This is a genomic window from Methylobacterium sp. M6A4_1b, assembly GCF_053345175.1.
Map to the genome: position 1 here is coordinate 18478 of NZ_JBKEZQ010000034.1, position 13881 is coordinate 32358.

7 protein-coding genes and 1 pseudogene are annotated in these 13881 nt (G+C 74.0%); 3 read left to right on the forward strand and 5 right to left on the reverse strand.

Annotated elements, in window-relative coordinates:
• Positions 1–82 precede the first annotated feature (82 nt).
• A pseudogene (locus tag ACLBWX_RS20980) lies at positions 83–2191 on the forward strand (M48 family metalloprotease); the annotation flags it as partial.
• Positions 2192–2783: 592 nt separating this feature from the next.
• Positions 2784–6236 (forward strand): AAA family ATPase, encoded by a 3453-nt coding sequence (locus ACLBWX_RS20985; RefSeq protein ID WP_447678914.1) that lies wholly within the window; start codon positions 2784–2786, stop codon positions 6234–6236.
• A 22-nt stretch (positions 6237–6258) separates the two neighbouring features.
• Here the strand turns inward: ACLBWX_RS20985 and ACLBWX_RS20990 are convergent, their stop codons facing one another.
• Positions 6259–6930 (reverse strand): OmpW/AlkL family protein, encoded by a 672-nt coding sequence (locus ACLBWX_RS20990; RefSeq protein ID WP_447678915.1) that lies wholly within the window; start codon positions 6928–6930, stop codon positions 6259–6261.
• 426 nt (positions 6931–7356) lie between these two features.
• Between ACLBWX_RS20990 and ACLBWX_RS20995 the strand changes: the two genes are divergently transcribed.
• Positions 7357–8520: a GGDEF domain-containing protein gene (locus tag ACLBWX_RS20995; RefSeq protein ID WP_447678916.1), complete on the forward strand. Its 1164-nt coding sequence runs from the start codon at positions 7357–7359 to the stop codon at positions 8518–8520.
• Between the two features lie 147 nt (positions 8521–8667).
• On the opposite strand, the gene ACLBWX_RS21000 is transcribed toward ACLBWX_RS20995, so the two are convergent.
• The 4 genes from ACLBWX_RS21000 to ACLBWX_RS21015 all read right to left on the reverse strand — a co-directional run.
• Positions 8668–9873 carry a hypothetical protein gene (locus ACLBWX_RS21000; RefSeq protein WP_447678917.1) on the reverse strand — a complete coding sequence of 402 codons (1206 nt, stop codon included), beginning with the start codon at positions 9871–9873 and terminating at the stop codon, positions 8668–8670.
• 172 nt (positions 9874–10045) lie between these two features.
• Positions 10046–10267: a DUF6894 family protein gene (locus ACLBWX_RS21005; RefSeq protein ID WP_447678918.1), complete on the reverse strand. Its 222-nt coding sequence runs from the start codon at positions 10265–10267 to the stop codon at positions 10046–10048.
• Positions 10268–10828: 561 nt separating this feature from the next.
• A complete protein-coding gene (locus ACLBWX_RS21010; RefSeq protein WP_447678920.1) occupies positions 10829–12178 on the reverse strand; it encodes an HlyD family type I secretion periplasmic adaptor subunit in 1350 nt (449 codons plus the stop codon).
• A partial coding sequence (locus tag ACLBWX_RS21015; protein WP_447678919.1) for a type I secretion system permease/ATPase occupies positions 12178–13881 on the reverse strand: 1704 nt, incomplete at its 5' end. The genes ACLBWX_RS21015 and ACLBWX_RS21010, both read right to left, overlap by 1 nt.

Below are 13881 nucleotides of genomic sequence, written 5' to 3' on the forward strand. Positions count from 1 at the left end.
GGAGGTTTGTCCGATTTCCAGCTCGTCTCTCGCGCGCCCGCCCCTGCGCCTGCGCGCCCTCGCGAGCCTCGTCGCCGCGACGGTGCTGCTGCCGCTCGCTTTCGTGCTGCTCGGGCTCTGGGAGGGGCGCCGGGCCGAAGACGACCGGGCCGCCTTCGCGGCCGAGCAGGCGCGCTTGTCCGCGATCGTCGCGGATCTCGCCGCGCGGACGCCGCGGGACGGGCGCGTCGATTTCCGCCTGCAGTTCCGCCAGGGCGGCCAAGTCTACGGCGGACCCCTCGCCCTCGACAAGGCGCGCGCGGCCGAGGACCAGGCCGCGACCCTGACCACGCTGATGGACTGGCGCCGCCTGTTGCCCCCCGTCGTGGTGGCGGGGGGCGGGCTCGCCGCGCTCCTCTCGGTCCTGGTGCTGCTGGCCGGTGCCGCGCTCGGCTGGGTGGGCCGCGGCTCGCGCGACGCCCTGGTGGGCGGCTTCTCCCTGGTGCGGCGCCTGCTGCCGGCGACCCTCGCGCTCCAGATCCTGGCGGCGGCCGCCGCGACCGTCGCCGCCGTGATCTTCGAGGCGGGGCTCCTGGCGCAATCCGGCGTGAGCGGCCATGGGATGAAGCTCCTGGGCATCGCCGCGGTCGCCGTGGGGGCGATCCTGTGGGCCGCCGGCCGCACGGTCCTGGGCCTGCGCCGGGCGCTGGCCGCCTTCGAGCCCGACCCGCTGCCGATCTTCGGACGCCGCGTCTCGCCGGCCGAGGCGCCCGGGCTGTGGCGCCTCACCGAGGGCCTCGCCGAACGCCTCGGCGCCCTCAGGCCGGAGGCCGTCGTGGTCGGCCTCACCGGCGGCTTCTTCGTCAGCGCCGGCCCGGCCGTCCTCGAACCCGGCGGCGAGCGCCTGACCGGCCGGATCCTCTACCTGCCCCTGCCCTACCTCGCGCTGATGCGGGGCGACGAGGTCGCGGCGATCATCGGCCACGAGCTCGCCCACTATGCCGGCGGCGACACCGCCTACAGCCAGCGCTTCCTGCCGATCTATGCCGGTGTCGGGCGCTCCCTCGACGCCGTGGCGGCGGGCCACCAGGGCTCGCTCGGGCTGCTCGGTCCGTCCCTGCGCCTCGGCCTGTTCGTGATGGAGCGCTTCCACCTCGCCGTGCGCCACTGGAGCCGGACCCGGGAATTCGCGGCCGACGCGGCCGGCGCGGGGCTCACCACGCCGGAGGCCGCCGCCCGCGCGCTGCTGCGCACCGGGGCCGTCCAGCCGCGCATCGCCGAGGCCCTGGACGCGGCCGCCGAAACGCCCGGAGGAGCGCCCGCCGACCTCGTGGCCGCCGCCCTCGACCGCGCCGTCGCCCGAGGCCTCGACGATCCGGGCCTGCACCTGGAGGCGGAGCAGGCCCACCCCACCGACACCCATCCGCCGACCCGCGAGCGCGTGGCCGCCCTCGGCCTCGCCCTCGACCCGGACCTCCTGGCGCAGGCCGCCACCACGCCGCCGCCGCACGCCCTCGGGCAGCTCGGCGGCTACTTCGCCGACCCCGCCGGGCTCTGCCGGGGCGCGACGGCGGATTTCCTCGGCGCGGTTCAGGACCACGAGGCGGCGGTGCGGGCCCATCTGGAGGCGACGGCGGAGGCCGTCGACGAGGCGGACTGGGTGCTGCGCGACAACAGCCGCCCCGGCGCCATCGTCCTGCTGGTGGCCGGCGGCCTGTTCGCCGCCGCGGCCCTGGGACTGGTCGGCCTCGGCTTCCCCGGGCTCGCGACCCGGGAGGCCGGCCTCGTGGCGGGTGTGGCGCTCGTCCTCGGCGTCCTCCTGGCCGCGCTCGGCGCCTACCGCCTGCGGCGTGGCGAGCGGACCACCCTGATCCTGCGTCCCGCGGGGCTCGCCGTGCCCGGCCTCGACCGCACGATCGCCTGGGGCGAAGTCGCCGACCTCGACATGACGGTGAATCAGACCGGCCTCGTCACCCGCCTGCTGTTGTCCCCGGAGACGCAATTCCCCGGGCGCGTGCCGGGCGGGCGCGGCCTGACCCTCGACCCGAAGCGCCGGATCGTCACGATCGCCCTCGGCCTGCCGCGCCGGATGACGCCGCAGGACTTCGCCGACGCGATCGGCCGCTACCGCGCCATGGCGGAGGCGCGGCGGCTCCTGGCCGAGGCCGATGCCGGCTCCGCCGACCGGCGCCCGGCCGTCGCGACCGCTCCGACGGCTGCCCCCGTTTCCCCGAGCCTGCCGTCCCCCGCCCTGGGCTGGATCAACGCGTTCTGGGTCCTGTTCGGCGTCGCGTGCCTCGGCGCCATCCTGGTGGCCTGCGCGGTCTACACCGCGCCGGTGGTGGCCTCCGACTGGCAGATCCGTGCGAGCGCACAGCCTGTTCCCGGCGCCAGGGTGCGCGACGGCTCCTGCAGCGCCAAGCTCATCCTCCACATCTGCGATGCGACGCTCAGCCTGCCCACGCCCGGCGGCGCGGTGACGCGGCGGGTGAACTACGTGTTCGCCGGAGTGCAGGCCGGTGAGGTCCGGCTCGCGGTCCTGGCCGACCCGGCGCGCCCGGACCTCGTCACCACCGATCTCGGCCTCGACCGGCTCTGGAACCGGACGGTCACCCTCCTGGTCATCGCCCTCCTGATCGTGGCCGGCATGGGCGGGGCGATCGCGTCCCTGGTCCGCAGCCGGCGTGAGCCCCGGCCGGCCGCCGGGTGACGGTGCGCCGGTCCATCCCGGCGCTTGCGGATGGTCCCGGCCGGGACCAAACGTCGGACCACGATTTCCAGACCCGCACTTCCGCAAGGTTCCGATGCGTCTCCTTTCCCTCGCCCTCGAACGCTACGGCCCCTTCACGGGCCGCACCGTCACGTTCCGCGAGGATGCGCGCCTGCACGTGGTGCTGGGGGCCAACGAGGCCGGCAAGAGCTCGGCGCTGAGCGCCGTCACCGACCTCCTGTTCGGCATCGAGACGCGCACCCGCTACGACTTCCTGCACGACATGCCGCAGATGCGGATCGGGGCCGAGATCCGCGCCGCCGACGGGCGCCGCCTCGGCTTCCGGCGGCGCAAGGGCAACCGGAACACCCTCGTGGACGCCGCCGACGGGCCCCTGCCCGAGGACGCGCTGGCGCCCTTCCTCGGCGGCCTCTCCCGCGAAGTGTTCTGCCGCGCCTTCGGCCTCGATGCCCGTTCCCTGCGGGCGGGGGCGGTCGAGATGATGGACGCCGAGGGCGAGGTCGGTGCCAGCCTGTTCGCGGCGGCCTCGGGCCTGCGCGGCTACAGCGGCCTCCAGGCCGAGCTGGAGGGCGAGGCCGCCGACATCTTCACGCCGCGCGCCGCCCAGAGCCGGACCTTCTACCAGGCGCTCGGCCGCTACGACGAGGCCCGCAAGGCGATCCGCGCCGGGGAGTTGCGGGCGGGCGACTGGCGCGACCTCAACGGCGAGATCGAGGCGGCCGGGGCGGCGCTCGCCGCCCTCAAGGTGGAGCGCGGGCGCATCGCCGCCGAGCAGGCTCGGCTCACCCGCCTGCGCCGGGTCGGTCCGCTCCTCCAGGCCATCGATGCGGCCGCTGCCCGCGCCGAGGCCGAGCTTGACCTGATCGCGGTGCCGGAGGCCTGGATCGACCGCCTCGGTCAAGCCCTGGCGGCGTTGCGGACGACGGCGGAGGCCGCGGCCCGCACCCAGGCCGCCGCGGCCGAAGCGGCCCTGGTCCTCGAGCAGGTGCCGGTGGACGAGGGCGTGCTCGCCCGGGCCGACGAGATCCTGGAGGCGTTCCGCGGCACCGACCGCTTCGACAAGGGCGGCATCGACCTGCCCCGCATCCAGGGCGAGGCCGATGCCTTCGCGCGCGAACTCGCCCAGCTCGCGGCGCGGATCGGCCTGCCCGATGCCGAAGCCCTGCGCGCGCGCCAGCCCTCGGACGCGGCCCGGACCCGCAGCGAGGGCCTGATCCGCGCCGGCCGCGAGGGCGCCGCCACGATCGCCCGCCTGCGCCAGGACCTCGCCGCCCGGCAGGCCGAGCGGGACCGCCTCGCCGCCGCACTGGAGGAGGCGGGCGCCCTCGCCGATCCGGCGCCTCTGCGCGCCGACCTCAAGGCCTTCTCAGGCCTGCGGCGCGACCTCGATCGGCGCGACGACCTCGACGCCGCCCTCACCCGCGAGGCGGCCTCGATCCGTGCCCAGGCCGGCCGCCTCAGCCCGTCGATCCTGGATCTCGAGGCCTACACCGCCGGGCGCCCGCCCTCGGCCCAAGCGGTGGCGCGCTACCGCCGCACCCTGGACGGGGCCTTGCGCGAGCGCGACCGCGCCGCCGACCGTCTGGCGTCGGCACGGGCGGCCGTGGCCCAGCGCCGCGCCCGCCTGGAGGCCCGCGCCGCCGGACGGCCGATCCCGAGCCTGGCCGACCTCCTCGACCTGCGCGCCCGCCGCGACGCCCTCCTGGCCGACCTGCCCGGGGGCGCCCCCGACGCCCTCGCCCGCTTCGGTGCGGCTCTGGCCGCCGCCGACCGGGCGGCCGACGACCTCGTGAGCGACGCGGCCCGTGTCGCCGAGCAGGGCGCCGACACTCGCAGCCTTGCGGCCGAGCAGGCCGAGGCCGTGACGGCGGACGAGGCCCTCGCCGCCTGCGAAACCCGGCTGGCCGAGGGCGCCGAGGCCTGGCGCCTGGCCTGGGCGCCCTGCGGGATCGACCCTGCCGCCCCGGCCGAGATGGCCGCCTGGCTCACCGAGGTCGAGACCCTGCAGGATGCCGCGCAGGGGCTGGAGACCACCCGGTTGGAGCAGGCCCGCATGGCCGCCCGGGCCGAGGCCTGCCGGGCGCCCTTGGCCGCTCTCAGCCGCCGGGCGGGCCTGCCCGATCTCGACGGTCTCGATCTCGGCCGGATGCTCGCCCGCCTCGAGGACCGGGTCGCCGAGCTCGCCCTGCGCTGGGAGACGGTGCGCGAGGCCAAGACCCGTGCCGAGGCCGCTGCCGAGCAGATCGCCCGCACGGAGGCGGCCCTCGCCGAGGCCCTGGCCCGCGAAGCCGCCTGGCGCAGCGCCTGGGAGGCCGCCATCGCAGATCTCGGCCTGATGGGGGGAGCCTCGACGGACGAGGCGGAGGCGGCGCTGGCCGCCTGGCGGGCCGTGCCCGCGGCCCTGTCCGAGCGCGACAACCGCCTCGGCCGCGTCAACGGCATCGCCCGCGACATCGAGGTCTATCGCGAGACGGTGGCGCGCCTGACCGGGGCGGTGGCGCCCGATCTCGCCGCCCTGCCTCCCACCGCCGCCATGAAGGCGCTGCACACCCGCCTGCAGAACGCCCTCAAGGGCGAGACCCGCCGGGCCGAGCTGGCGCGCCAGCGCGACGCGGCCGAGGCCGCCCGGGCACAGGCGGCCCGGGCGGCCTCGGCCGCGGGCGCCGACCTCACCGCCCTCATGGGCGAGGGGTCGGCAGCGGCGCTTCCCGCCGGCACCGACCCGGAGACGCTTCATGCGCGCCTCACCACGCGCCGAGCCTGCGAGGCCGAACTCTCCGGGCGCCGGGCCGAGCTCGCCCGGGCCGCCGACGGCCTCGCCGAGGCCGACCTCCGGGCGGACCTCGCCGCGCTCACCGGCGACGACATCGAGGGCCGGCTCGCCAATCTCGCGGCGGAGGAGGAAGACCTCGACCAGCGGGGGAAGCTCGCCTTCGCCGACCGGGACCGGCACGAGCGCCGCCGCGCCGAACTCGAGGGCGGCATCGGCGCCGAGCTGGCATTGGCCCAGCGCAAGGCGGCGGAGGCGGAACTCCAGGCCAACGCCCGTCACTGGGCGGTGCTGAAGCTCGCGAGCCTGATGCTCGGCACCGCCATCGGCCGCCACCGGGCCGGCCAGCAGGACCCGCTGCTCGCCCGCTCGGGCGCCCTGTTCGGGGCCTTGACCGGGGGCGCCTTCGCGGGCCTCGCTCAGGATTACGACGCCGCCGACACCCCGCGCCTCGCCGGGCGCCGCGCCACGGGTGCGCTCGTGCCCGTGGAGGGCCTGAGCGAGGGCACCCGCGACCAGCTCTACCTCGCCCTGAGGCTGGCCTACCTGGAGGACTACGCCGCCCGGGCCGAGCCCGCGCCCTTCATCGGCGACGACCTCTTCCTGACCTTCGACGACGCCCGCACAGCCCACGGCCTGGAGGCCCTGGCGGCGGTGGGCGACACGATCCAGCCGATCCTGTTCACCCACCACCGCCACGTGGCGGACCTGGCCCGGGCGCGGCTGGGGAATGCGGTGGACGTGCTCGACCTGTGAGGAGCGCCGGGCGGCCGGCCGTTCAGAACCGGTAGCCGAGGCCCGCGCCGACGATGAGCATGTTCAGGTCGACCTCCACCCCCACGCCGCCGAGGCCGTAGGATTGCCTCGGCACGAAGACGTACTTCACCATGGCGTTCGCGAACCAGCGGCCGCTGAGATGATAGTCGAAACCGGCCTGGAGCACGGGGCTGACCTGGGACTTGAGCCGGAAGTTGGGGATGCCCTTCGCCGGTAGGATTGCCAGGGGCGTCGACGCGGCGAGGCCGACCCCCAGATAGGGGTTCAGGCGCGCGCCCGGCAGGATGTGGAGTTGCACCATCCCCATCGCCGCCGCGTTCCAGATCGACCCGACCTTGATGTCGCCCACCAGCGTGCCCCGGATGCTCGGGCGGGTCCGGGACGCGCCGCCCTGGACCTCGACGGCGATGTGATCCGTGAGGAAGTACGAGAGATCGGCATCCGGGAGGATGGCCACCGGCGTGTCGACCCGTCCGCCGATGAGGCCGATCTGCGAGTGGCGCTCCGTGGGGATCGACCCGGACACGCGACCGCGGACGAGCCAGTCCCCGGCCCGAAGGCCCGCGACATCGCCCGGCGCGGGCGGCTCCGCCGCCGAAGCCGGCCGCGCTGGCGGCACGAGGGCGAGGAGGCCGACCAGGATCGGGATCGGGCGTAGGGTCAGCGCCGACATGGTATCTGCTCTCGGGTGCATGTGCCGCGCGATGGCGTCGGGGTTCGCCTCCCCGAGGGGACGGCCGCCTGGAGCGTGCCTCCCGCAGTCTCCCTCTCCGGGAGCCCGATCCTATCGACCCAAACCTTTTACAGACTATTGATGCCCAAACATTGTGCCATCTTTAACATGTTCGGGATTAGTCTTCACCGGATCCGATCTGCTCTGAAGGAGCGCGTCAGATTTCAAGAAAAAATTTCACTTTCCCTGGTCGAACCGCAGTGTCTGGATCGATCGCCGTTTTGCGAACCAGTCTCGACATGACAGAGATCCGCGATCGACATGTACTTCGAGGCCTTGTGGCTCTCCTGATCGGGAGCGTGTCGTTCCATGACGCTTGATCTCTATACGTTGCATTTTTCAAGCGCGGCCAGCCGGTGCGCTTACGTGTGCGTCTTCCTCGTGATGGTCCTGAGCCAGCGCCGCCAGACTCATCTCTGGCAGTGGATGGGCGCCATGGGCATCTCGATGGCCGGGTCGTTCATCATGATGTGGGCGGGGCCGGACGAACTGCCCCCGCTGCCCGTCGCGACGATCGTCTACGGGCTCTACGGCGGAAGCCTCGTCCTCGCCTGGACCGGCCTGCGCAGCTTCTTCGGGCGGCCGGTTCGGGTCGGGCTCGCCCTCGTCCTCGCGGCCCTCCCCGGCCTGATCTACCCGGCCCTCCACGGCCTCGGCCTCTCCACCCGGCTGGCGCTCGCGGCGGTCTTCGCCTGCTGCCTCCTGCCGACCCTCCTCGCCGTGTTCGAGACCGTCCGCCTCTCGGCCGGGGCCGAACGGCTCTGGGCGCAGTCCATCGAAACCGTGGCGTTCGGGTCCTACGCCCTCATCTTCCTGCTCTCCATCGGGATGATGCTCGGAACCGACCGGCCGGTCGCCTCGGCCGAAAGCGCGCGCATCTCCATGGTCCTGGATCAGGTCATGGGGGTCTTCATCTACTTCGGATTCGTCGCGATGACCGCCGAGCGGGCCAACCGCACCCTCCTTCGTCTCGCCGAGACCGATCCGCTCACCGGCCTGTCCAACCGCCGCGGCCTGGAGAAGATGCTGCGCCGCCGCTTCCCGCACCCGGGCTCCGGCCCGGCAGGGGGCGTGCTGATCCTCGACATCGACCACTTCAAGGCCATCAACGACCGCCACGGGCACGAGGGCGGGGACCTCGTTCTGTCGGCGTTCGCGGCCCGGGTGGCGACTGCGCTGAGGTCGACGGACATGGTCGCCCGCTGGGGCGGCGAGGAGTTCCTCGTGGTGCTTCCGGGCATCGATGCGAACGAACTCTTCAGCGTGGGCGAACGGTTGAGGGCCTGCATCGCCGACGCGTCGTTCACCGTTCCGGCCGGCCCCCTGCCGGTGACCGTGAGCATCGGGGGCGCCATGATGTCCCCGGATGCCGGGAATTTCGAGGACGCGACGCGACAGGCCGATGCCGCGCTCTACGAGGCCAAGGCCCAGGGGCGGAACCGCGTCTGCCGGGCTCACACGACCGTGACGCCGGCCAACGCATCGGCGCCGGCGGACGACATGACCCTCGGCGGCCTCCGCGCGGCCTGAGCCGACCGCCGCGAGGGCTCCCGCCCGGTGCGGGCGCCGCGAGCCACGGCTACCCTCGGGGTCGAGCTTCGCCGTCGGGGATCTTCGGTGCAGGGTCGGGGGCGACGCCCCGATGGCTCGGGCCGAGCCCCGTCGCGAAGCCCTTCATCAAGCTTCGATGCCTGACGCTGCCGACGGCCCCGTGGCGTCGGGTTCGTCGATGGCCTGCCCCCGACCCGCATGCCATCGCGGCGTCGGCATGCGGGTCGGGCTCATCCGGCCCGGGCGGCGCCAGATCATGCGGCCGATCAGCAGCCCGAGGCGGCGGCAGAACAGGGCGAGGCCGAGACACCAGGCCAGGCCGGCCAGCAGCGCGCCCGCGAGGGCCGTGAGTCCGGCGCCGAGGGCCAGGGCGCCGCGCCCGAGGAGCGCGAGGGCGGCGCGGGTGCGGGGGCCGAGGCGCTCGCCGAGGCGGACCGCACGGGCGACGTCGGCGGGGTCCCGGGCGAGTCCGAGCACCTGCATCACCCCGCGCTGGCCGGTGCGGCGTCCGAGGACGAGGGCGTCGCCGGCGAGGGCCGTCAGGCGCGTCGCCGTGCCGGGGCGGATGGCGAGGCTCGCGGCCGTCCGGGCGCCGGCGAGGTCGAGGCGGGCGGAGGCACCGACCGCGCGGGCCAGGGCCTCCCCGTCGATGCTGCTGCGCACCGTGCGTCCGAGGTTCGCCGCCAGGGCGGGTGAGAGCCGGCCGCCGCGCCGCGCCGCCTTCAGCACGGTCAGGCCCGCGCGTGGACCCGCCCCCGCCCCGGCCGTCCAGGTCGAGAGGGTGAGCGGCAGACCGACCAGGGCCATGCCGAGGAGGAGCGGATCGTAGGGCTCGGCGCGGGCGTAGCGCCCGCCCTCCCGCAGGAGGTCGCGCAGGTCGCCGATTCCGGTGACGTCGGCCGCGAGGGTGCCGGCGAGGCCTGCCATCCCCTCCGCGGTGCCCGAGACCGCGCCGGCGGCGAAGTCCCGCGCCGCGCGGGCCACCCGGCCCTGCGCCAGCGCCTCGGCGCGGGTCCGGCGGGCCGCATCGACGGGCAGGCCGCGGGCCTCGGCCAGCGCCAGGAAGCTCAGGGCCAGATCCTCGTCCTCCGCCGCGATCGCGGCATCGAGGCCCGCCTCCAGGCGCTCGGGCGAGGCCGCCCGCTCCAGGCGGATCTCCGCCAGGGCACCGGGATCCTGGGCGGCTGTCAGGAGGCGGCCCGCGAGGCAGGCCGGCGCGAGCACGGGGACCGCCGCGGCCGCCAGGGCCGCGCCGCCCGCGAGCAGGCCGATCCAGGCCGCGGCCGCGCGGATCCGGACCACGGCGGTGCGCGGGCGCATCCGCCTCGTCATCGCGCTTTCCGTCGCCGCGTCGTCCATGCCTGCCTTACAATAGACCTGCCTGCCCTTCGCAGACATGGCCCCCTTGTCTTAAGGCAGGGCCGGGTCCGATGCGACGGTCAGCCGCCCGGCGCGAACGGGTCCCACGCGGCGTGGGACGGCGCGGCGCCGGCTTCGGGATGCTTCATTCCGTCGGCACGACCGGCATGCGGTGCAGGACCCGCCCCTCCGCATCCCGGATCACGAGGTCCCAGGGGCCATCGACATCGAGCAGTTCGCCTGCCCCACGCAGTTCCTCGATGACCAGTTCGGCCTGGTCGATGGCTTCCCTGAGGTCGGCTGCTTGCGCCCCCTTCACGTCGGACAGGGTGGTTCGGCCGTCGGTCAGGTCGAAGTGGAAGCGCATCGGGGAAATGGCCCTTGGGAGGCAGGGATAGGCATGGGCCTGACGTCTTCGCTTCCGCGGGCCTGCCGCTCGATCCGCTTCGCATCCCCGTCCGGCCGGGAGGATGCGAAGCGGATCGGAAGCGCCGTGCCGATCAGATGTGTGCTGCGTCGTGGTCGGCGTGGGGTGTCGTTGCCCGGCCCCGGCTTGTTTCGGTGGGAATCGAGCGTCTCGTTCAGGGACGATGCCGTCGCTGGCCCGGATGCGCAATTTAGCTACAAGCAGGTATTGACAACCCAATGGCGATCATACGTCTTAGTTGTTGCACTGCAAAAACGTCCCGCGACGTTCGGAGATGCGGATCGATGACGGGCCTCGAGGGGCAGCTTGCGAGTCCGGAAGCCGAAGCACCCTCCGGGGGAATCCCGGCGCTTCGGGCGCATATCCGGGCCATTCTCGGACGCCTCAGGCCGGCGATTCCGCCGACCCCCTGATCGGGCAGGAAACGATCTTCAGGATCCGACCCGTTCTCTGGCGCCAGACTTTACTTCACGCGCCAAGCCTTACTTCACGCGCCAAGCCTTACTTCTCGCGCCAAGCCTTGGCGATTTGGTCGGTCAGAGGCTTGGTGAGATAGCTGAGCACCGAGCGGTTGCCGAGCTGCATGAAGGTCTCGACCGGCATGCCCGGAACCAGGCGGACCGAGCCGAGGCGCTCCTTCTGGTCCTCGGGCACCCGGATGCGGGCGGTGTAGTAGCTCATGCCGGTCTTCGGGTCGGAGGTGACGTCGGCCGAGACCCGCGACACCACCCCGTCGATCTCCGGCGTGGTCCGCTGGTTGAAGGCCGAGAAGCGCAGCACCGCTGCCTGGTCGAGGCGGACATTGTCGATGTCCTGCGGCTGGATCTTCACCTCGACCGCGAGCTGGTCCGCCTCCGGCACGATCAGCATGGCGGGCTCGGAGGGCGTCACGAGGCCGCCGATGGTGTGCACCGTCAGCTGATGCACCGTGCCAGACTGGGGCGCGCGCATGTCGACGCGCTTGAGCTGGTCCTCGGCGGCGACGCGCTTCTCGACGTATTCCGACCACTTGCCGCGGATCTCGGCGAGATCCTTGCCGGTCTCGGTGCGCATGTCGCCGTCGATCTGCAGGATCTGCAGCTCGGTCTCGGCGATCTTGCCGCGGGCCGAGGCCGTCGAGGCGAGGAGCTGGCCGCGCTCGCCGTCGAGGCGGGCGGCGTCGCGCTCCAGGGCGTTGACGCGGGCCAGCGGCACCAGGTTCTTGGCATAGAGCTCGCGCACGCCCTGCAGCTCGCCGGTGATGAAGCCGACCTCGCGCGCCTTGGCCGCGACCTGCTCGGTCAGGCCCTTGATCTCCTCGCGCAACTGCTGGACGCGCTCGCGCAACTGCGCCTTCTGGCCCTCGCGGCCGGCCACGCGCGCGTTGAACAGCCGGGTCTCGCCCTCGATCAGGTGGGCGACGGACGGATCGCCGTCCTTGCGGGCCAGCAGTTCGGGCGGGAAGGCGATGGCGGCGGCAGCGTCGCGCTCGGCCTCGTCGCGAGCGCGCCGGGCGGCGAGCTCGTCCAGGGCCTTCAGGATGATGTCGAGATTGGCCCGGGTCTGGGTCTCGTCGAGGCGGATCAGGATGTCGCCGGCCTTGACGCGCATGCCGTCGCGCACACGCAGTTCGCCGACGACGCCGCCGGTGGGGTGCTGCACCTTCTTGACGTCGGACTCGACCACGAGCTGGCCCGGCGCGATCACGGCGCCGGAGATCTGGGTGAAGGTGGCCCAGCCGCCCACGCCCACCACCAGCACCGCGCCCAGGGCGAGGCTGAGGGCGAGGTGGCGGCGGATCGAGCCCTGGGCCGTGGGTCGCGGAGCCGTGAGGGCGGGCTGCAGATCGATCGGGCTGAGGGCGACGGCCATCATGCACTCTCCTGCAGGGCGCCGGGGGCGGCCCGCTTGTCCATGGGAACCGAAGCCGGGCGCAGCACGCGCTTGAGGACCTCGTCCTTCGGTCCGAAGGCCTGGGCCCGGCCGTCGGACATCATCAGGATGAGGTCGACCGCGCCCAGGGCCGACGGCCGGTGGGCGATGACGACGCAGATGCCGCCGCGCCGCCGGACCCCGATGATCGCCTGGGTCAGGGCGTTCTCGCCCTCGGCGTCGAGATTGGCGTTGGGCTCGTCCAGGATGACGAGGAAGGGATCGCCGTAGAGCGCCCGGGCGAGGCCGACGCGCTGGCGCTGGCCGGCGGAGAGGCCGGCGCCGCCCTCGCCGATGCGGGTGTCGTAGCCCTCCGACAGGCGCAGGATCAGCTCGTGCACGCCCGCTGCGCGTGCGGCCGCGATCACCGCGTCGGACGGCGCCTGCGGATCGAAGCGGGCGATGTTCTCCGCCACGGTGCCGGCGAACAGCTCAACCTCCTGGGGCAGGAAGCCGATATGGGGGCCGAGATCGTCGGCCGACCACTGGTCGAGGGCGGCGCCGTCGAGGCGGACCTTGCCGCGCACGGCCGGCCAGACGCCCACGAGGGCTCGCACCAGGCTCGACTTGCCCGAGGCCGAGGGGCCGATGATGCCGAGGCCCTGGCCGGCCTGGAGGGCGAAGCTGACGTCCTGGACCACGAGGCGCGGGGTGCCGGGCGGCGCGACGCTGATTCCTTCGACCTGGAGCGCGCGGGCGGGTGCCGGCAGCGCGTGCGGCTGCGCGCCGGCCGGCATGCGGGCGAAGAGGTCCGACAGGCGGGACCAGGACTGGCGCGCCTGGACGAAGCCCTTCCAGTTGGCGATGGCGAGCTCGGCCGGGGCCAGGGCCCGGGCCACCAGGATCGACGAGGCGATGATGATGCCGGCGGAGGCCTGGCCATTGATGACGAGGTAGGCGCCCAGCGCCAGCACCCCGGACTGGAGGGCGGTGCGGAACACCTTCGAGCCGGCGCCGTAGCCGCCGGCGATGTCGGAGGCGCGCTGCTGGGACTGCATGTAGTCGCGGTTGGCCAGGGCCCAGCGGGTGGCGAAGCGCCCCTGCATGCCCATGGCGGCGAGCACCTCGGCGTTGCGGCGGCCGGCCTCCGCGAGGCCGTTCCGGCGCAGGCCGTGGGCGGTGGCGGTCTGGGCCGGATGCTTGGTCGCCCGGTCGGTGAGAAAGCCGAGGGTCGCGAGCACGGCCGCCCCCACCAGGGCGGCGACGCCGATCAGGGGATGGAACAGGAAGCAGATCAGGAGGTAGATCGGCATCCAGGGCAGGTCGAAGAAGGCGGACGGCCCCGATCCGCCGAGGAAGGCGCGCAGCTGGTCGAGATCGCGCAGGGGCAGCAGGCCGTCACCGGGGGCCGCGCCCTTCAGGGGGGCGCGCACCACGATGTCGAACACCCGCCCGCTCAGGGATTCGTCGAGCGCCGCGCCGATGCGGGCGAGGACGCGCGAGCGCAGGGCCTCCAGCAGGCCCTGAAAGGCGTAGAGCACGAGGGCGAGGATGCAGAGGCCGATCAGGGTGGGCACCGAGCGGCTCGGGATGACCCGGTCGTAGACCTCCAGCATGAAGAACGAGCCGGTGAGATAGAGCACGTTCACGAGCCCGCTCATGGCGGCCACGCCGATGAACGCCGTGCGGCACTGCGCCAGTGC